The following is a 24,119-nucleotide window of genomic DNA, read 5'->3' as shown; positions in this document are numbered from 1 at the left end:
GCGGATCTAGGCCACGCTCTAGGCCACAACTGACAGCCAGATTGCCCTCTTCGACACTTTACCCTAGGGCAACCTGCCGCGTGTTCGCTCTGCGCACAACGAGCGAGCCTGCCTCGGTCCATGCTCGCGGGATTGGTCACACCTGGTCAAACATCGACTTCGACATACAGGTCCGTTGATCGCACGCGCGGCTCCCCCACCGGCGCCGCCTGATCCGTGCGCAACACCCATCCACGGCCTGATGTGCCATCTTTTAGTGCCTGCTCAATCGCGCCAAACGGAAGCTTCCCCCAGCCCTTCTTGACAGCCATATCATGATCGACCGGGATAATGGCTGCTTGCAGCGCCGTCATGCGCTCGACACCGTCGGCTTTCATGGTCGCATTCGAACTCCCATGATGACTCACCTTGTATAGAACAGTGCGTGCTATCAAGTCAGGACCTGTGACCGTGTCCCCGTCAATGTTCCAACGGCAATCCTGCCATGAGAGCCAGTTTCCGAACTGAGCATCTGCAGCAAACAGGAGCACGTCGCGCTGACCGAGCTCTACGGCAAGCACGAGGCTCGTGTTGTTGATCAGATTGTCGAGTGCAATCGCCAGCGCATCGGCCCCCATCAACCAATCCGTGTCGATCCGTCGCCAATCTGGTGCCGAAAAATAGTTCTTCTGGAAGAATGGCGTGTTGCGCGCCGCATCAAGGCTAAGTCCATCGATACCGGAGAACGGCGCACCAGCTTCCGTATCGCTTGGACTGAGTGCAGTCCCGGCTCCAGCCGCAAAGCCGGCCAGCGCTTGTTCGTACGTCTGATCCTTGTCTGCCTTGCCAGCCTTCAATCGCTTGAGCAAGGCCACATTCCGTGGGGGGCCGAGCACATAGATGCGTGCATCGGTGCCCGGAACTGCAGTCGGATCATCTGCGGGATCGCAATATCGCAACGCGCCATTTGCCATACCCCGAACTGCCTTCAGCGCATCACTAGTCGTCGTTCGAGTTGCCGTGCCAAAGAACTCGGTCAGCGAGTGAAACAAGGGAAGCTCGCCAGAACCAGTGCTTTGCACCCTCAGCGAAGCATCGCGCAGCATCGCCAATGCATGCTGTCTGTCTGCGAGCAGCTTCATCGCATCCGGATCGGCTGGATTCTCCGTCCATGCCATCCATACATGATCCACAGACAAGCCAGAAAAGGCGTCAGCAGCTTGCACGAAGCCGGAAAGATGGTCCCAGTGCTCGTGCGTTGCCACAAGCAGGTCGATATGATTACTTGTTTCGTCCCGCACGTTTTCGATCACCGACGTCATCTTTGCCTTGGCGTCAGGCGTCCCCAGGATGACGCCACAGTCGATCAAGATGTAATACGGTTGCCCATCCGCACGATGCAGGGAAACCAGATGACAATCGCCCAGACCGTGGCGGTAGGTTCGTACTGTGGCTCTAGCCATACACCCTCCTCATGATTCCGCTTTTCGGATACACACTCACACCGCGCCATGCAGCAATGCGAATGGTTCGGCCGATTGCTGCCGGATACGATAGTTATCCATGAACTCCACCTTGCCCGAGTCCTGCGCCGACCAGAACGCATACTGGCGGGCAACCCGGGCTGGCTGATTCATCCTTTTGCGTACCAGGTACGAAACGGCACGCGCATTCATATCGATGATCAGCGTGCATCCGCCGCGAAACTTGAGACCGGTGCCATCTTTCGCATACACGGACTGGGTGAGCTCAACGACCAGTTGGGACAGCAGTTGCCCATCCGGCCCCACACGCCGCAACGGTCGTACCGAATGAACCTCGATGCCATGGAGCGCCATGGTCATCGTGGTGCCGTCACTCAGCGCCATCTGGTAATTCGAATCAGGAGCGCGCTCAAGGCCAAGCATGGCGAGCTCCGCAACGCTCACCTTGGATGGATCCGTCAGCCATTGATGGACAAGCCTGGCGTTTTCGCGAGACGTCTCCCATGCCGTTCGCCTTGCTGTCTGCAGATCCCAGCGCAGGTTCAGCTTGGACAAGACCTCATCGAGCGTGGACAACGGCACCGGAATCGATTCCCAGCCAAGCGTGTCAGCCGATATCGTAAGCACGCTTTCCGGGTAGATACCGCGCGCCCGGAACGCATACGCAAAGGCGATCCGATAACCATGCGGATCATCGGGTATAAGGTCCTTGTCCGCAGTAATCACCGCGCGCAGGAAGTCACCAAAGGTGATATCCACTGGCGGGCAATAGTCGAGGGCGCGAATACACATCAACAGCACCTGTCCCGCAACGGTCGCGGCGACATCGGCAAGCGCGTCGGCCAGATCGCCAGGCAATGCCCCCGGCGCCAGCACCTCGGAGCCTCCCGTCGCCAGGCGTATGGGTCCTATCGCCTTGCGGCTGTATATCTGCAAGAAAGCATCGAACACGGCGGCAACAAGCACGGCACCGAGTTGATGTGGCTCCCCGTCTTCTCTTGCAGCCTGATAGTCGGTCTTGGTAGGGACCCTTCTTTGCCAGACGGGGTTGCCCTTGTCGTCGTTCGTCACGATCGCGATCGCATCTCGCAGCGCGCCATGACGCTCAGTTGCCTTGCCGAACTGTACCGCGAGCTGGCTAAGGATTGATTCATGGTCCAGATTGCCGCGCGTCCTGGCGATTTCGTTGCGCAGCGACCCCCCAACTGCAAAATGCTGGAACAACGCGACGATGTCGGCGAACGCCTCGTGAAATGCCAGTACGTCCGGATTGGTTGGCTCACGAAAGCGCCGGTGCAGGCCGTCCAGTAGCGAGTGAGTGGTCTCGTGGGCGATGATGTCGCTCGATAGCGCCGTGAAGACCAGTTGCCGGTCGGCACCGCCACCTTCATCGTCATTCGAACCCGAAAAGTAGCCCAGCAACAGCGCTTTCTTCTCGGGACTATAGTAGGCATTCTGCGTGCGTAGTGCGTGGGGGTAGATGCGCAAGCGCTGCACGTATTCGCTGTGCACATTCTCGCGCTCATCGCTACCCTTCACCGCAACAATGCGCGGCGCCCAAAGTGCCCGGCGGCCCAGCCCGCGCTCGAAGAACTCGATGGTCTTCATGGCCACCGCATACACCATCTGCTGGTGAAAGCGCGGGTTGGCCTCAGAAGGCCGTATGCCGTCGACAGCCAGTAGCCGCGGGTCGTTCAAATCAACCGGGGGATAGCAAACGCCAGTTGCGGGGTCGACGTCAATCACCTCCAAATACTCGCCGATCGGGCCCGGCTTAAGGTCTGACTCCCAGTAGATCGTCAGTACTGACTCGTTCATCGTGAACGTCTGCAAGCTCTCGCCAAGCGAGGGGTCATAGGCATAGACCCGCAGGCGCCGGCCAGCTGGCGTGGGATAGTCGCGGCCAAAGGCCTGGTCTTTGGCCGCGTGTTGCGATCTGGCAGTTCCGCTGGACACCGCTTTTGGCGCATTGGAAGCACTGGACGGGCTGGACGGACTGGACGCATCCGTCGTCGCCCCGCCGGCGATCATCGGCCGCAGAACGCTGCGCAGCGCCCGGGACGCCTGTGGATGCGAAAAGAGTGCGTGTGCGATCTTTGCTTTCTGCACATCTGTCAGCGCATCCAGCTCGTTCGGATCCGGTAAGAGTTGCTCGATTTGCGCAGTTTGCGACAACTGCAGTGCCTCGAGCTCCAGCATCTCCTGCCGCTCAGAGTCTTGCTGCACCCCAAGGCCAGTTAGTACACGCAGGAAAGCGAAGGACGCCTTGTCCGGCGGCTCCATCTTGAGCGACGCCGCATTGGGAACAGCTATGTCGAAAACCTCCTGGGCCTTCAGAACGCTATTCCCGAGCTTTTCCGAGCCCTGCTCTTGCGTGGGATTGGACTTGAGCAGTGCCTGGCGCACGGCTTGCGCGCGCATCCATGGTTCTGCCAATGTCTCCAGCTTTACCTTGTTCTGCTGGATATATAGTGCTGCTGTCGCAGCAACCTGTGGTGTTGCCGATGAAGTGCCGGCACCGTTGAAACTCACGATCTGGGGGCAGCCAAACTCAGCCCAGGGGATGTTTGGCGTGTAGGCTGACATGGCCGTGCGCATCTTGCTCTGCGGCCCATAGTTGCCCGCCATCCGGCCAAAGCCAAGATCGGCGTATGGCGTATGGTCCTCCATCACGCCGCAGGCGGCGATGACCCGCTGGAAACGGGCCGGGAAGACGATCTGGCGCGTTGGCAGATTGTCGTAGTTGTTGCCAGCGGCAGTAACCACGACGACACCCGACTCGTATAGCGCATTGACCGCGTCGGCCCAGGCTCGGGACGCGAGTCCGCCCATGCTCATCGACACCACATGGACAAAGGTTTCCTCCGCTTTGCACAGTGAGTGAACGTAGTCCAGTGCCTTGGCGATGGCGCTGTTATAGAACAGCACCACACTGTCCGCGACACGTATGGGCACGATGCTCGCGTTTGGGGCCACCCCAGGGATGCCATTCACACCAATGGGCTGCCCTGCGAGAATGCTGAGCGTTCCGGTACCGTGACCGTGATTGTTGACAATGCCTGAGGCCCGGTCGGTCGCGTCATTCGGCCGGTCCTCATCCACAAAATTCCTTTCCAGAACCTTTTCCAGGTTTGCCGGCCTGCTGAGATGGTCCGGATCGTACCCGGTATCCAGATGTGCAATACGGACACCCGCTCCTGTCGCAGACTGCGTCGTAGATGCCAACCCCGTGTGGTCGCCATCGCGATACCAGTCATCCGTCGCGCCCCGCGGAAACTTGTCGCTCTGCGGCTCGACGGCACAGCTTTTCGCGGCAGCCAGCGTCTGCCCTTCGGTTGGCGCATTGGTATACCAACGTTGCGGGAGATCGGGCTCCGCAAAGGTCACCATACCGGCACCGTCGACCCCCAATCCTTGAGCAACAAGGGCATGGCAGACGTCCCATGGCGAAGGGGCATCAACGGGCGAACTTGCTTCCAGCACATGCCAATCGCCAACCGAGCCAGGCGTTATCGATTCAGCCGCTGCCAGTCCGACAGTGGCCACGCGCGAACTCGGGATACTTTGAAATAGCCGCGTCGCCGTGAAGCGAATCTTCCCGCTATCCAGTGCGAGGGATGTCGTTGCGTGCGATGCACCAGGCTTTAGCTTCACCAGGAAGCGTTGTACTTGTGTCATATTCCCCCTCCAGTATTTTCGCGATTTCTGCCACCGTGGCGGCGACCAATCGTCATCAGGCGAACGGCGTAACGAACTAGGCAATGCCAAGCGTGGGCAACACCGACGTGGCAGCGCCATACAGCCACTCACGGGGCACCAATCCGCCCCGTGCGAGTTGCAACCGTAGAATCTGAATTCGCGACGACAGCCTCTGCATCGAAGCCAGGAGCGCCTGGGACGCGTCTAGAAGGCGCCTCGCCAGCACGGAACGGCTACAGGTGTCGTCCGAGCATTGGCCTTGATCCTCGTCTTCACGATTATTCAAATCTTCTTGTTGGACAGCGTTGGACCAGTCAGCGTTGGACAAGTCAGTCATCGTCCAGCGCCGCCAATGCGCAGCGGTCATCTAGGCTTGTGACTGGAGGATTTAGCCTAGACCATGAGTGTGACCAATTCGTGGAACATCGTTGAGTTATGTGGGGCGCCGCACATACCAACGGTGGCCGTACTTGAAGTGCCAGAAAAAATATTTAAGAGATATGACTAACAGCGCGGACTATATTTGGTCGTGCCGCACGAGGCGGCAAGCGGGTAAGCGCCAAATCCGACTTCGTAAAATGGAGACAAAACATGCAGATCGGGGACACGCGCACTATCACGGTTTGCGCACGAGAGCCGTGGAACGATACAGGGATCGATCTGGACGCGGATGGTGTCTATCGATTCAATGCAACAGGACATTGGATCGACCTCGTCATCTGGACTGACGCAGATGGCTACGACAGCCTACTCATTCAGCATCAGTTTGAGTCGAAGCGCCGGGTTGCCAATCAGAAATGGTTCACCTTGATCGGAACAATTGGCAAGCATGACGATACGGCTTTCGTCATCGGGAAAGAAAAGACCTGGACATCACCGGCGCAAGGACGTCTCTTTGCGTACGCTAATGACGTCCCCGGCTTCTATTTCAACAACTTCGGCCACTTGACATTGACTGTCGAGCGATTGACCCAGGAATAGGACGTACCAGGAAGCGCGAGGTCAATAGGCCTGGCGCCCCAGCTTGCGTGGGGCGTTCGGTCTTTGCTTTCTACGCCGACTCCGCCGCAGCAGGCTTTGCGTTCCTGCGCTCGACTTTCCAGCGAGCCAGACAGGTACGCGCAAATCGCGCCTGATCCGCCGTGACACTTCCGGCAGGCTCACCCTGCAAGCCAACCCGCTGGGCTCCCGAGAGCATGCAGACCCAATAACGACTGCCTCGGCACCAGGTTGAAACGGCCTGCCTCAATTCATCATTTGTCAGTCGCAACAGATCGAGCCTTTGCGCCAAGTCGTCGAAAATGCCCTCCTTCAGTGGCACCTTGGCCGCAGGACTCTTGGGGAATGCCAGCGGAAAATGTCGCTGTAGACGCCGGATCGCCTCGACAGTCGGATCAACGGGCTCACGACGCACCGCGGCCGGCCGAGCAGCCTCCTGAGGTTTGGGTTGCGCTTGCGCCCGAAGCTGCTCGCGAAGACCCGCCAATTGTTCAAAACCCATTACAAATCCATCTGATATCGTCAACTGCACTAAACGCCGGTTCCAACCCGGAGGCAATGCCGACTCGACAAGCACAAAGTCCGTCGCCCCCTTCAAGGTTCCGACCAAAGCAAGGACACGCGGTCGGCCGCCAGTATGCCATGGTGCAACGCTCGCGGCCGACGGTGGCGCTGACTGGCGGCTACCCGCACAGCTCGCGCTACCAGGCCTCGCGCCCCCAGCGCGTTCGCGCCACTTTCAATTACGCGTTGCAACGGCCGCACTATCCACCAATACACTGCATGAATGAATTTTGACTCGTCACCTTACGGTCATATGGCCACCAATGTGGCTCATTTTCATGCAAAACATAGTACGGAATGAGCGCACTTGATACACTGTATTCATTTTAAACATAACGGAATTACACAATGACGACACATCAACGCGGTAACGTCTGCATTGTTACCCTAGTAGAGGAGCTAGCGGCCGGTCGCTATCGCGGCACCGTTACCTTTGACGGCCCAGCTGGGCAATGGAAGTTTTATTGCGAAAAATGCCGCACATCACCTTCAGAGGCGCTGAACGATGCGACCTCTGATGTCGAGTTCGCATATCGTCGGTACCTGACTGAGCGCTGTCGATAGCGTCTCTGCGACTCACCACCATTGCCTTAAGACATTCCAGCCACTGCGATCAAAAGTGCAGGCCCAAGCGTAGCAAGGCTAATACCACGCCGCTCGGCGGCCTGGGGACTGCCAAGCGGAAAGGCGAACCATACCTGACAAAGACACCAGCCTGCCAGCGGAGCGAACAGTTTCGCCGGATGCGGCGATAACGCTTCGCATCGGCGAGGGCACGAGACAATCCTCTTGTAAGCCGCCGCACCATAATGGCGCACTCATCGCCAGCCGATTGCTCAGTTCACGACGCAATCATCGATTGCACACCCCCGCCGCGGCAACGACCACAGCAGTTTGCAGATGACGCTCAAACTAAAACACACACTCGTAAGGCCAATGGCGTGCCGAACACAGCCAATATATGTCCTCACAATCGACATATTTGCCAATATCAATATCACTCCTCAAGCGCAATGCGATTTTTTCTTGGATCAGTGTCAACCCTAACTCGCGTCGTGCGTCAAATTGGTTTCGAATGGCATCTGTGAACGGATATCATCCGCCCTGGTCTCAACGTCTAACCGATCTGAGCACAACTCAAATGACCGACGCAGCCACCCAAACACCCGAGATCTATGCGCAAGGCAGCGCTGCGATCGCGGTGTTCGACCCCGCAACTCACAGGGGACTCCTCGCTTTTGGTGAGCAGCCCGGATTGCCAGCAGGATTCATCGACGTCGACGAGCATGGCCACGCCACCGAGTACCTGCCCTTTGAAGGCATGACGCGTCATGTGGATGTCACGATCGAACGAACCGCACATATGCTGCACGTACGCATTCACCGCGACGGCGAGGCCGCTGCAACGATGATGTTGCAGCGCGAACAGCCAATTTCGACGTCTGCCACGGATACAATCCAGGGCACGTACCACGGCCATGTGCATGCGCTCGAGGAGGCCGGAAGCGTCGACGTGACGGTGTCGTACGAAGGCAAGTTCTCGTGCCGCATTCCCGGCAATTGCATCGTATCCGGGCAGATCTCGCCAACCGAAAGCCCTGGCCGATATGCGCTGTCCGTCAGCTTGATCGGCAAGCGCAACAGTAAGCCATACGGCAATGCTGTACCCGGCGACCTGATCAGCCTCGGGGATCGCATGATGGCCGTGTGTCGTACAGAGACGGGCGGCATTCTCTACATCGGCAAGCGCGCCAGCGCTTGATCCTCCGGGAGCCACCGGACACTCCCGGAAGCTCTCGGATTTCGCCGTCAGCCCAACTGCTGTGGTGCTCTAGCCGGCCACCGCGGTACCAGGTGCTTTTTCACCCTCTGCGGCCGCGCTTCGCAGGTACAGTAGGAACTCGCCCACCATCATCACCCAGAGCCGCAACGTCGACTCAAGATGACCTCGAGTGATGCCTCCGAAAAGCGTCACATCCATTTCAAGGACAATGAGTTCGCCGTGGGCGGCCAGCCGCGCGAAACGCTTGCTGCGGTGCCAGCCTTGGAACACTGCGCTGGGAATCTCACCGCCAGCAACGCGCAACGCGCAGCTCAGCGTGAAATCGGCATAGACGCCGGCCTCCACCGCATTACCCCACACCACCTGGAAACCCACTCCGTGGCCAGCGCTATGGAGCTGGATCTGATTATCTCGCTCGATGGGCGTCACGGCGCAGCCGGCGGCACGAATCGCCTCGGCCAGTCCGTTGGCGTCGATAGAAGAAATAACCTCCGGCGTTTCAGCCGCCTGGGCCTCATTCACCGAATTTGTGTCGTCCAGTGTTGCGTTGATCGCCGTAGTATTGATCGGTGCGTCGTTCATGGGTGTCATTGAGAGAGTTTCGGTGCACCGGTTGCGGCGCGTGGATCAAATTTGTTCTCGTAGAGCTTGTCGCCAAACGCCTGCGCTTCATTTTCGAGCCTGACGCGCATACCGCCCGCAAAGGGCTGGTGGTAACCCAGCGCGTCGGCAACGTCGAAGTGCTCATAGACATCGAGGATCTCGCGACCGGTAGCCAAGAGACGAGCATTCATAGCACTACAAGATTGCAAGTGCGCGTCTCGCTCACGTAATCCGTCAGCAAGCTTCGCGCGCTCCTGCGTTGTTGTGGCCAACTGCTGCTCCAGGGTGCGCGCCAGCTGCTGCGACGCCTCCCGCTTCTCATCGGCCTGACGAGCCTGGGCGGCGGCAGCCTCTTCCACCTTGCGCTGACGGGCCGCCAAGCCCTGAGACCGCTGCCGGCTCGTGTCGAGCTCGCCTTGCGTTGCAGCCAGTTCCTTGCGCGCGGCATCGCGCTCGCTTTCTGCCGTACGCAATGCACTCTGCACACTCGCCTTCTCGGCTTGCAACTGCTGATTCTGCGCATTGAGCGTTCGCAGTTGCGTGCGTAGCCGCTCTTCAAGCGTGCCCTGGTTCTGCGCAAGCGCTACAACGGGAAGCAGGCTAATCGCCGCGCCCCATGCAGCGAATCGGGTTCGTACCATGATGTCCCTCAGAACTTGGCGTTGAGCTCCAGCATCAGCACGTTGATGGAAAGCGGGTCACCATATACTTCGCGCCCGCTCAGCCAGCGCGCCTGCAGCCAGGCATTCTTGTCGATACCATAGGCCGCACCCAGGAAGTACCCCTTGGAGTTCGTGCCGCCCAGTCGGAAGTCAGGGTCAGTGAAACCATCCGGTACGGCATCAGGCTGCAGATACTTGTAGCCCAGCAGGAAGTTCCACTGGCCACGCGCCAGAACGTTCTGGTTGCCGAAGACCGCGCGCAGGAGATATCCATTCGGGCCACTGCGCCACTTATCCTTGTATTCGGCAAGCGGCGTCGACGAATCCACACCTTCATAGTGGTTGGCCGGGTATGCCGCGGGATTCTGGAATGCCCGGTCCTTGTCGTACGCCAGGTTGCGCACGTAGCTGGCCTGCAGGCTAAATGGCAGCTTGAATACATGCGTATCCCACTGTGCCGTCAGGTTTAGCGGCCGGAAGTTCTGCGTGAGGCCAAAGAACTGCGGGTTCGATGTGTCGTCGACGTTGACCGGTACGTTATTGCGCAGCGCGAACAGTGTGTTGCCCTTCTGCATGAAGGCCGGACGCGTATTGTCGGTGTCGCACGACGGCGACGAGGTCAGGCATGGCGACGAGAACGCACCACGCATTCCCGTGAAGTGGTAATAGGCAATAGCGCCCTTGACGCGATCGCCGCCACCAAGCTTGCCTTCGGCGCCCGCCTGCAGCGCGAACAGCCACTCGTTCTTGCTGCTGGCCTTGTTCGGGCTATTCGAGGGGAAATTGTCGTCACTGTAGTTGATCGGGAAGACGCCAGCCGTGGCAAACGCGGTCACGCCACGGTTGCCCACCGGCTTGAGCCACCGCCCGGCAATACCATCGAAGTTCAGGTCGTTCGACCACAACAGGTCAGCATTGTCCAGCGAGTAGAACGGGTTCGCAAAGCGGCCCGCCGTCACACGGAAGCTATCCGTGAAGCGGTAGTCGAGATAGGCCTGGTCGAGCCAGATGCTCTTCTTCGCGAATCCACCGCCGAGCGTCTGGGTGGTCGACACCGGGCCATTGCTGCTCCCGGTAGCCAGTCGGATCCCTGCGGTGAGGTCATCCGAGATCGCTGCCGTCACCCCGAGTCGCGCACGGATACGAAACAAGTCCGTGCGATTCTCCGTGGTGTTCATAAGCGGCGGCAAGACGCCACTCGCGTTGTTCATATTGACCGGCCCGCTCGCATTGATCGCTGCGTAGTCGATCGCCGGTGCATTGCCGCCGCCATAGAGGTTAGCCTGGTAGCGCGCGCGCACGTCGCCTGACACCGTGATGCGCGACACCCATTCCGGGAAAGTGTTTGGCTCGGCCCAGTGCTCTTCCTTGGCTTGTGCAATGACCTCCTGCTTGACCTCATCACGGATCTGGGCACGCACCCGTGGCGACACATATTGCACACGGAGATCGCCCGGTTGGGTCGCGACGGCCTCTCCCGCTGCAGCGGCACCCGCCGCTGCCACCGTCGCGACCGAACCGCTACTCGGTCGCTGTGCGGCGGCCTGGGCCTGCGCAAGCAACGCCTCGCCCTCCTCCTTGGTCAGCGTGCCACGCATCACCAGAAGGCGAATCAGGTTCTGCGTCACATCGTCCGATGACGCGGGGGCCGCGGGGGCCGTGCTTTGGGCCAACGCCTGCTGGCAGCAAGCCGCCAGCATCAGGGCCACGGCGAGCGGGCGCAGCACCGGTGGGTGCACGCGCGTTGCCTGGTTCATTGCATTCTCCTCAAGATCCAATCCATCAATGTCATCAGGGGCGCCGTGCCTGCATCGCAACGCGCGCCGGGAACGTCAGCCCCGCTGGTGGCTTCTCGTCGACACGGCCTATCGCACGCAGCGCGTTCAACAACGCCTCATCGGTTTTCGCGTCGCCGCTCGATCGCACCAGCTCCACGCGCGTGATGTGCCCGGACTCATCGAGCCACAGGTTCACAAGCAGTTGGGGGTACGCCAGGCGGGCGGTTGCCTGATCGCGCTGCACCGCGCGCTGCAGCGCGTAGGCGAGGTACTGCCCATAGGTGGCATTGCCCGCGCGACCGCCCCCTCCTCCCCCTGCACCCATGCCCCCGCCACTACCGACCAGGATGCCACCGGCACCGGCCTGTGCATCGGCATTCATGGTCACGCTCTCAGGGGCGTCATTGGCAGGCTTGGGGGCCTCCGCGGGCTTGGCTGGCTCCATCGGTTTTGGCTCGGGCGCCTGCATGCGCTCTTTGACGGGTTCGGGCGGCTTCTGCTCGGGCGGCGGTGGGGGTGGCGGCGGGGGTGGAGGTAGAGCCACCATCGGCGGCAGGCGCGGCGCCTCGCGGCGCGCCGCAGCCTTGTCTGAAGACCAGTGCCAGATGGCCCAACCGGCCAAGGCGACCAAAAGCACCACCAGCACTGCGATAGCCAGCTTTCGTTTGCGGCCAGCGCCGGTTGTGGACGAGAGCGATGTCATGGCACTCTCAGGTCGTCTGCTTGCCTGTCACCAGGCCCACCTGTTGCAATTCCAGCCGCCGCAGCAGATCCAGCACCTCTACGACCTTGCGGTACTGCACACTCGCATCCCCTTTGACAATGACCGGGAATTCGGGGGTGAGCGCCCTCTGCGAGCGCAGCCGGTCCTCCAGTTCAGGCAATGTGACCGGAATCGCATCCAGATACACCTGCCCCGAATCGGATACCGTGATCGCCTTGACCTTCTGCTCGGAAAGGCTCGCCGATGCGCTCGCCTTAGGCAGATCGACCTTGATGCCTTGCACTGCCGCCGTGGTCATCAGGATGAAAATGATGAGGAGCACGAACGCCAGATCCAGCAGCGGCGTAATATTGATGTCGTCGTACGGCTTGTCGTCGTCGTGAGCGGCGGCCATGGTGGTTCTCCTTTAAGCGCGCCCGTCAGCTCGTGCGGCCGGCGACATGCTCGGGCTACCACTGCCACGCACGGCCGGCACCAGTCCGGCCTCTGCAAAGCGCCGCATGAGCTCGGCCACAAAGCGATCCATGTGCCCGCCACCCTCGGCCTCAGCCTCGGCCAGCACCCCCTCTGGCATCGCGTGCAGTTCGGCCAGGCGCGTGACGAACTCGTCGACGAACACGTCCATGTCCGCGCTGACGTTCTTGTTGCGCGTGAGCAGGTAGTTGTAGGAGAAGAGCGCAGGAATCGCGACGAAGAGGCCCACCACCGTCGCAACCAGCGCAGCGGCAATACCCGGGGCGATGGCGTTGATATTGACTTCGCCGGCAAGCGCCACTGCAGCAAAAACGAGAATGATGCCAACCACCGTGCCGAGCAGGCCGAGGTATGGTCCACCAGAAATCGAAATCGTCAGAAGCACGAGCCCTCGGTTCAGGCGCTGGTTCTCACGCACGCGTGTTGCGTCCATCGAGGCGCGAATTGCCTCGATGGTCTCGGTGGTAACGCGCTGCGTGCCTTCCTGGCCCCGGCGCGTACGCAACTCATTCACGGCGACCTGGTAGAGGCGATACAGACTCGAATCTGCGACTGCCTTTTGCAGCGTGGCATTGGCCGGAATGGATTCGGCAAGCGCCTCGAGCCGATGGCCGATCTTGCGGAACTGCTCCATGAACGCGTCATTGGCGCGCGATACACGTCCAACGTAGGTCGCCTTCGTATAGGTTACCCACCACGACAGCACCGACATGATCGCCAGCAATCCGATCACCACCCATGCATCGACCGGGACATTGTTCAGGATGAAGCCGATTTCTCCGAAGCCGCCACCAGCCTGCTTCTCATCCGGACCGTAGGCGACGAGTTTCGAATCGCTGCCCTGCATTGCCGCTTCGGCTGCCAGTAACGGTGTCGGGCGACGCACGCGCGAGATCCGCAGCTCGTCGATGTCACCCACGAATCCCGGCTGATCGCCAGAAGGATCGATACCGACCGTCGTCGGCCCGGTGAGCGCAGGCAGCGATGCAGCAAGCTTTGCAACCTCCTTGCCATTGACAAGAAGTACTACGTCGCCATTGCCGGCTGCCACAGCCACATGAGTCCACTGCTGGGCGCCAAGTGCCTCCTGCGCGGCAGCTTGCTGCTGCCCCAGGCGAACATAGGGCACGCCGTTCGCAAGTCCGACGACCAACGCGTTTCCCGCGTCACGCCTCACGAACAGAGCGCCATTGGCATTCGCTTCCGCGCGGATCCACGCACCGACCGTCATCGCGCCACCCGGGCCCACCTTGAGCGACTCGCTAGCCGGCAGTGCGATGCCGTTCTTGCCATCGAGTTTTGCCGCCTGGCCGATCAGCCCCTCGCCCACTGCCACACCGGCCTGGGCATTGTTGTGATAGGCCGTCGCATCGGTCGGCGCTGCGCCAGACGTCCCGTCGAAGTGATAGACCGCCGTGTAATCCGCGTCGAACGGCGAGGCACTGGTGCTCGCCGCCGCCTTCGCATTACCGTAGTACATCCACAGGTCCTGACGCGCCCCGCCCGCGACCGCCGGTACGTCGACCCACACAAGCGCCATGCCTAGCAACGGATCGAACTGCTCGACCTGGGAGTTAAGGGGCGTCTTGTCGTCAGCGGCGACAAAGCGCAGGTCAGCGCCTTTTTCCTGCACGCCATCGAACTGGAAGTTCCCCGCGTGCAAGCGCACCAGCACGGGCATACGGCCAAGCGGCTCCGCGATATTGGCGCCCTTTGGCGTGGTATCGACCGATACCGGTTTGCGATAGGACCAATCCTGCTGCCACCACGCATTTGCTGCCTGCGGCAGCAAGCTTGCAGCGAGTACCAGGGGAAGAAGGAGTTTACGCATGACGGGGCTCCATCGCGCACCTTGCGGGCGCATTAGAAATTGGCGCGAACATTGAAATTGACCGTGAGAGAGCCGGCCTGAGTACGCTGCGCATCCCGCAGCGGCCAGCCAAAATCGAGCTTGCCCGTGACCGAGCGGTAGAAGCGGATGCTGGTGCCAACACCTGCACCGAGCAGCGTGTAGCTACGGCGCTGTTCGGGTAGCGCATCGCGCAGGCGCAACGTCGCTGCATCAAAGAAGGCGTACATGCGCCACTCGTCTACGCCGGTCCACAGATAGTGCTCGTACGAGGGCGTGCGCACTTCGAGCGTGCCAAGCAGGCCATCGTCACCGGTAGCTTCCGCCGAGAAGTAGCCGCGCACGCTCGTGGCGCCGCCAGCGGCAAACTGCTCGCCCGACACGAGCGGACCCGTGGAGATCTGGGCCGCTCCGCGTGCATAGAGTTGCAAACCGCCCTTCACATTCTGCGTATGCGAACCATCGGCTTTCAGGTACATGAAACTTGGCGAGGCGCGGTAACGCTTGGCGCCAAAAGCCTGGCTGTCGCTCCCAATTCCTGTGCCAGCCACCGCCGAGACGGCAAGGCTGCTTTGCGAGGATTCGCTGAATCGGTAGCCGTTAAACGAGAACGTGATAGGCACGTAGTGGATGGGAACCTCGTTGCTGCTTCCGCCCAGCGAGACTTTTTCCTTGAGGTCCTTGAAGTCGACGCCCAACCCGAGCGATCCGCTCCAATCACCTGTCTGGGGCAGCGCGTAGTTGCCCTGCACGCCAACGGCATAACCCTTGCCAAGCACGCTCGTGCCGCCAACCGTTGCAACGTTGCTGTCCGAGGTATAGCCTGTGGCCTGCACACTGAATGGCGAATTCCGGAACGGCGCCAGGTAACTGAACGACCAGACGCGCGCCTCGCTGAGCGCCTGTGGCGCTCCAAAGAAGGTCACCGATGCCTGATGACCAAGCTGCCAGAGATTGTCGTGACCAAGCGTGGCCGAAGCACGCAACTCGTGCGTATCGATGCTGTGGTCATTGTTAAGCGATGCGCTTGCACTGAGTGGATTGTGGTCCTCCATCTTCAGTTCCACATCCACGGTCTGCGGCAAGGACCCAGGCCGCACCATTGGCACTACGTGCCGGTTCGGCGTCGAGTTCAGCGCTGTCAACTCCTTTTGCGCTGCGTTGAAATCCGGCACACCGCCTTCCGCGAGCGACGGCACGGCATCGCGCACAGCGGCCGGCGAGTAATGCTCGGCGCCAACCACACGCAATCGCCCCACGCGGGTTTCAACCACCTGCAGCAGTACCACGCCGGCGGTCACTCGCTGCTCTGGCAATTCCACCACCACGGACTGAAATCCGCGCTCCTGATAGCGCTTCTCCAGTGCGGCGCGCGCGCCCTCAACATCTTCGACGGAGCGAGCTGGTCCAAGGAATGGCTCGATCGATTCCTCGATCTCGACTTCGTTGAGCACCGTGTTACCGCGTATCACGTACTCCGTGACATCGAAGCGCGCCGGCGCGCCCTTTTTTGCCTGCGCTGTTTGCGCGCTGGCAACACCGGCTTGCGTCAAGACGATGAGCAGCATCGCAGCCATCGACAGGCACGAGCGCTCCCCGATCCCGTGTTTGCGGGACGTTTTCATACCCCACCCTCTTGTTGGTACTGGCGCGTTAGCGCACTGAGGAGACCACGCTGTCAAGCGCTGCCTTGTCCACCGCATTGCCACCTTGCGCACTGACTTTCTGCGCGATGTTCGCCTGCACGGCATCCGCCTCATACTGCTGGCGCATCGTTGCGCGCAGCTGGTCACGCACTTCCGCGAGCGGGCGTAGGCCCGCCTCACGTACCTCCAGTAGCTTCAGCACGTGAAAGCCGTTGGGGGTGCGAATGGGCTCAGAGACTGCTCCAACTTTCATGCCAACTACATTGCTGCGAATCTCGGGCACCATCTCTGCCTCGGACACCCAACCGGTATCCCCGCCGTTGGCGGCCGAGCGCGGCTCCTGCGAACGCGCCTTGGCGATCGCGCCGAAGTCTCCGCTTCGCGCCTGCTTTGCGAGTTCCTCTGCATCCTTGCGCGCCTTGCTCACAGCGGCCTCATCACCGGCGGCGGCAACGAATATCTGTGCCACGTGGAATGTCTTTGGCGCCGTGAGGGCGCGCTTGTTCGCGTCGTAGGCTGCCTGCAGCTCGGCATCGGAGGGATACTGTTGCGGTGCCTGAGAAATGGATTCCAGGTAGCTGCGCATCACCATCTGCTGGCTAGCCTCACGAGCCATCGCCGCCACTTCGGGTCGCTTGGTCCACCCCTTGGACTCCGCTTCGGCAAGCACTGCTTTTTGTGCGAGGCGATTCTGTACTACGCGCTCGAGCATGGGCTTGTCTGCCACCAATCTCTGGCGCGATGACGCATCAAGAGAACGCAGGAACGTCTCCAGTTCATCCTGGGTCACAGTGACATTGCCGCTGCGTGCCACCACTTTTTCGGCAGCCATCGCACTCGGCGCCAACAACATTGCGATTAGCAGACCCGCACTCACACTCGTGCGATACATGAAGGGCAAGACCTTGCGCATTGCGGCGGACCTCCGGTAGCGTATGCTCAACGGCGGTCCTGGCCTTTACCACGGAGCACAACGTTGAAACAGTTTCTTGGATTTGCAATAGCGGCGATTCTTGCGGCGCACGGTGACGTGGTTGTTGCGGAATCTGAGCAGATTGCTGATGTGCAACATTCGGCTTCGTGCGTGAGTGTGGAGGTCAACGGACAGCGTGCACTCGCCATCGATTGCCTCAATGAGAGGCTGGCGCAAGGCATGCATCCAGGCCGTGCACCTGGCGAAGTCACACTCAGCGAGCAGAACGCGCTCAAGCCATCCAATCAGCTCGGGCTCTTCAACTTCGCAGCGACAGCAAACCGAATGGGCAATACGTTCGGGACATCGGTCGACGCACAGCGCCCGCCAGAGCGGCCCACTTTCATACCAGCTTTAGGGCCGCGACGATAACGCGCTTATCCCCTCGGCAGTGGGGGACTCAACGCGGTGACACTGCAAGTGGCCGACCTTGAGCCTGGATGGGTAATGGAAATGGCACAGTTTGCATAGATTGTGTAACGATTCGGACATGTATCTCAAATAGCATCGACCGCGACCTGGCCCAAAGGATCAAACAGGCTTCTCCTCCGGGAGGCAGCTATAGCGTTCACAGGGAAATGCGGGGCCAGGCAGCGCAATACCAGTCCATTCCGCGTCTGCGCCGCCGGTTAGAACCAGAGCGATGTTCACGTCCGATTTTTTTGCCACGGACCCTTCATTACCGCTCGCGGCACGCGCGTTCCATCCATGGACTCCATCCGCCACTGCAGCGTGCCGCTGTAGTCGTTTCGTCTTGATAAAAAGTGGGATAAAAGCAATGACGGAAAACCAATGGGTCATGAACGTTACAAAGTTCAGTTCGAACCCATCCAGAGCACTCGAAGCCGCGCAGGAGCAGCCCGTCCTGGTAATGAAGCACCAACGACCTCATGCATATCTGGTGTCTGCCGCTTGGTGGCGAGAGATCATGACGGTACTTGACGAAAACAAGGCACGCCTGGCAGACCAGGTACCGCGCTCTACGGAGCGCGAAAACGGTTAAATTCGGCGACTGCCCCGGTAATTTAACGACCGGGCAGAGACCAAAGTTTCTGTCATCTATTCAATTGCTCGACGCTCTCGGGTTAATGTCTTAGATTCCAGTCATTTCCTCTTCTTCCCCCCGCTTTTCTTCATCATCACTTTGCGTCCAATGGCCTTTAATTCACGATTTAATGGTCCGAATCCGCATGCGTGATATTTCCATGGCAGAACCTCCCCTCTTTCTGCCATAGTGATGCCGCAGGGCATCGATACCTTGACCGCTCGATCAAGACTGGCCGGGCGCGCAGCAAGCAAGAGCGTGACGGCAATCCGTCCTCGCGAACATGCTGCCACCTCGAATTGCCACACGCAAACTGATTTTCGTCGCCATCGCCCTGCACCTTTGCACACCAGTCTGCGCGGCAGACAGGCAAGTCACGCTCGAATTTGACAATGCCGACATCGCGCAAGTGGCACAGGCTGTCGCCAGCGCAGATGGAAAGTCCGTGCTGGTAGATCCGCGCGTCAAGGGCACGCTGACGCTTGGCTCGGATAAGCCCTTGCCGACGTCAGAGGCGATGCGCATGCTTCAGGCGGCGCTGCGCCTGCAGGGCTATGCGATGGTCGAGGATGGAAATGTGCTCAAGGTCCTCCCCGAGGCTGACGCGAAGCTCCAGGGCATGCCGATCGTAACCGGCGGCGATGGCGCCGCCCGCGGTGGGCAGATCATCACGCGCGTCTTTCGACTTTCGCGCGAATCGGCCAACAACCTGGTACCAGTGCTGCGTCCCCTGATCTCCAACAACAACACGATCAACGCCTACCCGAACAACAACACGATCGTCGTCACCGACTACGCCGACAACGTTAAACGCATTGGCGCGATCATCGCCGCCGTGGACCGTGGCGTTCCCGGTGGCGACGTGGAAGTGCTGCCCCTGGAAAACGCTGTAGCCAGCGACGTGGCCGTACTGCTGCAGCGCATGCTGGATGGCGGCAGCAGTACCAGCGTTGGCGGCAACGCCAGCAGCGGCGGATCTTCAACTGGTGGAGAAAACAGCCTGCGCGTGACGGTGATGGCGGAACCTCGCAGCAATTCGCTACTGATCCGCGCGCCCAGCGCGGAGCGCCTGCAGCAAGCCAAGTCGCTCATCGAACGTCTGGATCGGCCCTCAAAGCGGGCAGGCAATATGTACATGGTACCGCTCAAGAACGCGAGCGCTGTCACACTTGCACAGACCTTGCGAGCCCTGGTTGCAGCCGATGGCACGCTGTCCATGCAACAGGCGGCCGGGGGCCAGTCATCGGGGGCGACGCCAAGCTCGAGCGGCTCGATCAACGCCTCGTACCCTTCGATGCCACCCCTGCCCACCAGTTCCGGCACATCATCCTCCGGACTTGGCGGAAGCAGCAGCGGTTCCTCCACTGGCGGACTCGGCAGTAAAGGCTTTACCACCAATAACAACCAGAATCTCCCTACCACTGGCGGTACCATCCAGGCCGACCCGGCGACCAATTCCCTGCTCATTACCGCTTCCGAGCCGGTATACCGCAACCTGCGCGCACTGATCGACGAGCTCGATACGCGGCGCGCACAGGTGTATGTCGAATCCATGATCGTGGAGATCACGTCCGACAACGCGGCAGAGCTCGGGATCCAGTGGCAGACGCAAAATGGACGCTTCTTTGGCGGCACCAACTTCGGCACCGATGGCCAGAACATCGTCAATATGGGCAATAGCACTGTCCAGGGCGGAGGTATCCTCGCGGGACTCGCATCGAGCCTGCCCGGCGCTGGGGGCCTGAATATTGGCGTGCTGAGCACCAAGCTTGGCCTGAACGCCCTGCTGCGCGCGCTCTCGAAGACCACTGGCGTCAATATTCTCTCCACCCCGAACTTGATGGTGATGGACAACGAGGAAGCTCACATCATCGTTGGCCAGAACCTGCCCTTTGTGACCGGCTCCTATGCGCAGACCGGCTCCTCCGCGTCTGTCACGCCGTTCCAGACGATCGAGCGCCAGGACGTGGGTCTGACGCTTCGCGTGCGCCCGCAGATAACGGACGGCGACAGCATCAAGATGCAGATCTACCAGGAGACCTCGGACGTAATCTCCGCTGGAGGCGTGAACGGCCCGACTACCAACAAGCGTGCTCTCGAAACCTCGGTCATGGCCGACGCGGGCGATATCGTCGTGCTGGGTGGCTTGATGCAGGATGCCTACAACGAGGGCGTGGAGAAGGTGCCCGGCCTTGGCGATATCCCACTCATAGGGGGACTATTCCGCTACGAAAACAAGCAGCGTAAGAAGACCAACTTGATCGTATTCCTGCGCCCCGTGATCGTGCGCACGCCAGAAGCCGCGCGTGGAGTCGTGCTGACACGCTACGACTACATGCGTAACGAAGGCGCCCGTGCCTTGACCGACAACTGGTTCGTGCGCGACGACGACACACCGCAATTGCCCGACGTGTCGCAGGCCACGCCCACACAGCCGCTCGTGCTTGGCAACCGGCGCCCCAAAGTGCCACCACGTGGCCAATCTGACGACAGCGCGCTCACGCTCCCGCCACCGCGCCAGAGCCAAAGTCCGAGCTCTCACGCCAACGGAGAAATCCAATGAACACGCCCGCCCTGCCCCGCGACGTCTCGACCCGGCTCGTGCCCTACGCCTGGGCTCGTGCGGCACGCATGCTGGTGTATTCCCGCGAGAACTCACCTCCGGCGGCCTGGATCTGCACGGAAACCCCGCCCGAAGCCATCGCAGAAGTCACGCGCACCCTAGGCATACACGAATGGGTCAGTGTGCCCGTGGATTACCTGCGCAAGTCGCTCTCCCAGGCATATTCTGGCAACGAAGGGTCCGCAGCACAGGTGGTGGGCGAAGTGGAAGGCGAAGTTGACCTCTCTCGCTTGATGCAGGAACTCCCAGCCGTTGAGGACCTGCTCGAAGCCGAGGACGACGCGCCCGTGATCCGCATGATCAATGCGCTCCTTACCCAGGCAGCCCGTGAGGGGGCGTCCGACATCCACATCGAAGCATTCGAGCAGAGCTCGGTGGTGCGCCTGCGGGTCGATGGAACGATGCGCGACATCGTGCGGCCGCGAAAGGCGCTGCACGGCGCGCTCATTTCGCGCATCAAGATCATGGCCCAGCTCGATATCGCAGAAAAGCGCCTGCCGCAGGACGGCCGTATCACCCTGCGTGTGGCAGGACGCCCCGTCGACGTTCGCGTGTCGACCTTGCCGACCACCCATGGTGAGCGCGCCGTACTGCGACTTTTGGACAAGGATGCCGGTCGCCTCAACCTCGAGCGTCTTGGCATGGGCCGGGTCACGCTCGACCGGTTTGACAAGCTGATTCAGCAACCACACGGTATTGTGCTTGTAACGGGGCCGACTGGTTCGGGTAAGACCACCACACTCTATGCCGCGCTCTCGCGGCTTGACTCGGACACGACCAACATCATGACGGTCGAGGATCCGGTCGAGTACGACCTAGACGGCATTGGCCAGACGCAGGTCGGCGAGCGGATCGGCATGAGCTTTGCAAAGGCTCTGCGTGCGATATTGCGCCAGGACCCGGACGTAATCATGATCGGTGAAATCCGAGACCTTGAAACAGCGCAGATCGCGGTGCAGGCCTCGCTGACGGGCCACTTGGTACTGGCCACCCTGCACACCAACGATGCTGCATCAGCCGTTACGCGTCTCACGGACATGGGGGTGGAGCCGTATCTCCTCTCTTCATCGCTACTCGGTGTACTTGCGCAGCGGCTGGTGCGGCGGCTATGCCCCGCATGCCGCCGCCATGAGGACGGCCGCTGGTGGCCGGTGGGCTGCGAGCGCTGCGGGCCGACGGGTTTTCAGGGACGCTCCGGCGTATATGAGCTTCTGGTGGTCGATGACGGCGTGCGCCGCCAGATCCATCAACAGGCGTCCGATGCCGACATACGCGCCGCTGCAATTGCCGGCGGCATGCAGACGATGCGCGAAGACGGACAGCGCTGGATCGATGCCGGCGACACGACGCTCGAGGAAGTCATGCGCGTCACCGGCGACTGACTGAGGAGCACTCCATGCCGGCATTCCGGTTCGAAGCCATCGACATGGGCGGCAAGCTTCATCGCGGCGTACTGGATGCCGAAGGTGCCAAAGCTGCGCGCGGCCAGCTGCGCACGCGCGGCCTGACTCCACTGAAGGTGCTCCCGCTGACCGCTGCCAGGAGCACCCAGACGTCGCTCTTTGCCAGCAAGCTGGGCGCCCAGGAGCAAGCGCTCTTCACGCGCCAACTCTCGAGCCTACTAACGGCGGGCCTGCCACTGAACGACGCCCTGTCGGCCCTTGCCGACCAGGCTGAACGCACCTACGTGCGTCACCTGATTGGGGCCATCCGTGCCGATGTCATCGGCGGGCAGTCCTTGTCCAACGCCCTGTCGCAGCATCCGCGCGACTTTCCCGACATCTACCGGGCGCTCGTGTCCGCAGGGGAGCATAGCGGCAAGCTCCGTCTGGTGCTCACGCGGCTAGCCGACTATGTGGAGAGCCGCAATGCACTCACCCAGAAAATCAAACTCGCGTTCACCTATCCCGCTGTGGTGACGGTCGTGGCCTTCGGCATCGTCGTCTTCCTCCTCACCTATGTCGTGCCTCAGGTCGTTGGAGTCTTCACGACCACCAAGCAAAAGCTCCCCATGATCACAGAGGTGATGCTTGCCTGCAGCGATTTCGCGCGCGAGTGGGGCTGGGCGGCAGCCCTTGGTGTGGCGGCACTCGGGTGGGCGATCCGCCGGATCCTGGCCCGGCCTGGTCCGCGCCATCATTGGCATAGCTGGTTGCTGACAGCGCCATTGCTGGGCAAGCTCGTGAGCGGATACAACACCGCGCGCTTTGCCAGTACGCTCGCCATTCTGACCAGCGCAGGGGTGCCGATTCTGCGCGCATTGCAGGCCGCCGGCGAGACATTGAACAACGTGGCGCTGCGCGCAACTGTCGAGGACGCGATATCACGCGTGCGGGAGGGAACGTCGCTTGCGCGGGCGCTGGCCAACGCCAACCAGTTCCCGCCGGTACTCATTCACCTTATTCGCTCCGGCGAGGCCACCGGCAATCTTCCGGAAATGCTTGAGCGTGCCGCTCAGGGTGAGGCGAGCCAGCTCGAGCGGCGGACGCTCTTCATCACGGGTCTGCTGGAGCCGGCCCTTATTCTTGGCATGGGCTTGATGGTGCTGATGATTGTGCTGGCCGTACTCATGCCGATCCTGGAAATCAATCAGATGGTGCGCTAGCACCCCCGCGGGCGGCCTGCCGCGGCACGTTGCTCACAAGCGCACGGCCGGGGGAGGTCGCGTCCGTGAATTTGAGCGCCCGCATCGATACTGGCGCCATTGTCACCTCCTGTTCGACCCCGTTCCGTGAGAGCACGATGGCCCGCGGACGCAACGCGGTAAGCACCACACCAGGCAAAACCTCCTTGCCTACACGCACAAGCCGCGCCGTGCCACCGTCGATGCTCAGTACAGCCGCACCTTCGTTGCTGCCCACTGCCTGTACGACACCACCCACCGTCACGCGGGGCCCAGCCTTTGCGGGCGTTGCCCCGAAGAGTGTGGCGCCCTCCCCCGTTTGAGCCGGCGTGCCCGCCGCGACTGACGGCGCAGCCGCAGCCGCCGGCACCGAAGCCATACGCACGGCGCGCCAGCCCACAACTGCTACGCAGGCCACGGCTGCCGCCACGGTCACAAGCTGCACCGGGCTGGGATAGCGCAGCGAGATCGGGTTGCGCATAGATGCTCTCCGGTCATGAAGAATCGATGTCAAAAACCGCTCAGGAAATGTCACTGCGCTGCCGCCTGCCCTGCAGAGAATCATTGGGGCGGCTCCATAACGCGCGGCATCATTGCCAAGCGTTGTACCG

General features: G+C 60.9%; 18 protein-coding genes. 6 read left to right on the top strand and 12 right to left on the bottom strand.

Annotated features, from left to right (window positions below):
* Positions 1 to 146: 146 nt before the first annotated feature.
* A complete protein-coding gene (locus RN01_RS07250; protein WP_133258082.1) occupies positions 147 to 1,442 on the bottom strand; it encodes a hypothetical protein in 1,296 nt (431 codons plus the stop codon).
* Positions 1,443 to 1,478: 36 nt separating this feature from the next.
* The gene (locus RN01_RS07245) at positions 1,479 to 5,141 is read right to left on the bottom strand and encodes a S8 family serine peptidase (protein ID WP_024569446.1); all 3,663 of its coding nucleotides are present in this window, start codon (positions 5,139 to 5,141) and stop codon (positions 1,479 to 1,481) included.
* A gap of 612 nt (positions 5,142 to 5,753) precedes the next feature.
* Between RN01_RS07245 and RN01_RS07235 the strand changes: the two genes are divergently transcribed.
* On the top strand, positions 5,754 to 6,143 hold the full coding sequence (locus tag RN01_RS07235) for a hypothetical protein (protein WP_017513443.1): 390 nt from the start codon (positions 5,754 to 5,756) through the stop codon (positions 6,141 to 6,143).
* Between the two features lie 70 nt (positions 6,144 to 6,213).
* Here the strand turns inward: RN01_RS07235 and RN01_RS07230 are convergent, their stop codons facing one another.
* Positions 6,214 to 6,663: a ProQ/FINO family protein gene (locus RN01_RS07230; protein ID WP_017513442.1), complete on the bottom strand. Its 450-nt coding sequence runs from the start codon at positions 6,661 to 6,663 to the stop codon at positions 6,214 to 6,216.
* Positions 6,664 to 7,866: 1,203 nt separating this feature from the next.
* Between RN01_RS07230 and RN01_RS07225 the strand changes: the two genes are divergently transcribed.
* Positions 7,867 to 8,487 carry a hypothetical protein gene (locus tag RN01_RS07225; protein WP_017513441.1) on the top strand — a complete coding sequence of 207 codons (621 nt, stop codon included), beginning with the start codon at positions 7,867 to 7,869 and terminating at the stop codon, positions 8,485 to 8,487.
* 69 nt (positions 8,488 to 8,556) lie between these two features.
* Here RN01_RS07225 and RN01_RS07220 read toward each other — a convergent pair whose 3' ends face one another.
* Genes RN01_RS07220 through RN01_RS07185 form a run of 8 tightly spaced genes read right to left on the bottom strand, consistent with a single transcriptional unit; the run spans position 8,557 to position 17,157 of the window.
* Positions 8,557 to 9,090: a YbjN domain-containing protein gene (locus RN01_RS07220; RefSeq protein WP_024569447.1), complete on the bottom strand. Its 534-nt coding sequence runs from the start codon at positions 9,088 to 9,090 to the stop codon at positions 8,557 to 8,559.
* A gap of 5 nt (positions 9,091 to 9,095) precedes the next feature.
* Positions 9,096 to 9,752, bottom strand: a complete 657-nt coding sequence (locus RN01_RS07215; protein WP_024569448.1) for a hypothetical protein — start codon at positions 9,750 to 9,752, stop codon at positions 9,096 to 9,098.
* An 8-nt stretch (positions 9,753 to 9,760) separates the two neighbouring features.
* Positions 9,761 to 11,530, bottom strand: coding sequence for a putative porin (locus RN01_RS07210; RefSeq protein ID WP_024569449.1), 1,770 nt, complete (start codon positions 11,528 to 11,530; stop codon positions 9,761 to 9,763).
* Positions 11,531 to 11,564: 34 nt separating this feature from the next.
* A complete protein-coding gene (locus tag RN01_RS07205) occupies positions 11,565 to 12,254 on the bottom strand; it encodes a TonB family protein (protein ID WP_017512952.1) in 690 nt (229 codons plus the stop codon).
* 7 nt (positions 12,255 to 12,261) lie between these two features.
* On the bottom strand, positions 12,262 to 12,669 hold the full coding sequence (locus RN01_RS07200; protein WP_024569328.1) for a biopolymer transporter ExbD: 408 nt from the start codon (positions 12,667 to 12,669) through the stop codon (positions 12,262 to 12,264).
* Between the two features lie 12 nt (positions 12,670 to 12,681).
* Positions 12,682 to 14,580: a DUF2341 domain-containing protein gene (locus tag RN01_RS07195; RefSeq protein WP_017512954.1), complete on the bottom strand. Its 1,899-nt coding sequence runs from the start codon at positions 14,578 to 14,580 to the stop codon at positions 12,682 to 12,684.
* A gap of 32 nt (positions 14,581 to 14,612) precedes the next feature.
* Positions 14,613 to 16,223 (bottom strand): ShlB/FhaC/HecB family hemolysin secretion/activation protein, encoded by a 1,611-nt coding sequence (locus tag RN01_RS07190; protein ID WP_024569327.1) that lies wholly within the window; start codon positions 16,221 to 16,223, stop codon positions 14,613 to 14,615.
* Positions 16,224 to 16,251: 28 nt separating this feature from the next.
* Positions 16,252 to 17,157, bottom strand: coding sequence for a peptidylprolyl isomerase (locus tag RN01_RS07185; RefSeq protein ID WP_017512956.1), 906 nt, complete (start codon positions 17,155 to 17,157; stop codon positions 16,252 to 16,254).
* 63 nt (positions 17,158 to 17,220) lie between these two features.
* On the opposite strand from RN01_RS07185, the gene RN01_RS33820 reads away from it, so the two are divergent.
* From RN01_RS33820 to gspF, 4 genes are all read left to right on the top strand, one after another.
* Entirely contained in the window at positions 17,221 to 17,589 is a 369-nt protein-coding gene (locus tag RN01_RS33820; protein WP_128646578.1) for a hypothetical protein, read from the top strand.
* Between the two features lie 956 nt (positions 17,590 to 18,545).
* Entirely contained in the window at positions 18,546 to 20,825 is a 2,280-nt protein-coding gene (gene gspD / locus RN01_RS07180) for a type II secretion system secretin GspD (RefSeq protein ID WP_024569326.1), read from the top strand.
* Complete coding sequence (gene gspE / locus RN01_RS07175; RefSeq protein ID WP_039016658.1) at positions 20,822 to 22,267, top strand: type II secretion system ATPase GspE; 1,446 nt, start codon at positions 20,822 to 20,824, stop codon at positions 22,265 to 22,267. The genes gspD and gspE overlap by 4 nt, the downstream gene beginning before the upstream one ends.
* A 14-nt stretch (positions 22,268 to 22,281) precedes the next feature.
* Positions 22,282 to 23,490: a type II secretion system inner membrane protein GspF gene (gene gspF, locus RN01_RS07170; protein WP_017515592.1), complete on the top strand. Its 1,209-nt coding sequence runs from the start codon at positions 22,282 to 22,284 to the stop codon at positions 23,488 to 23,490.
* Here gspF and RN01_RS07165 read toward each other — a convergent pair.
* A complete protein-coding gene (locus RN01_RS07165; RefSeq protein ID WP_024569325.1) occupies positions 23,471 to 23,989 on the bottom strand; it encodes a hypothetical protein in 519 nt (172 codons plus the stop codon). The two genes, gspF and RN01_RS07165, sit on opposite strands and share 20 nt — an antisense overlap.
* Positions 23,990 to 24,119: the final 130 nt, after the last annotated feature.

It is taken from the genome of Cupriavidus sp. SHE (genome assembly GCF_000812445.1).
Taxonomy (GTDB): domain Bacteria; phylum Pseudomonadota; class Gammaproteobacteria; order Burkholderiales; family Burkholderiaceae; genus Cupriavidus; species Cupriavidus metallidurans.
The sequence above is the reverse complement of the archived record's forward strand: the minus strand, read 5'-3'. Positions and strand labels throughout refer to the sequence as shown.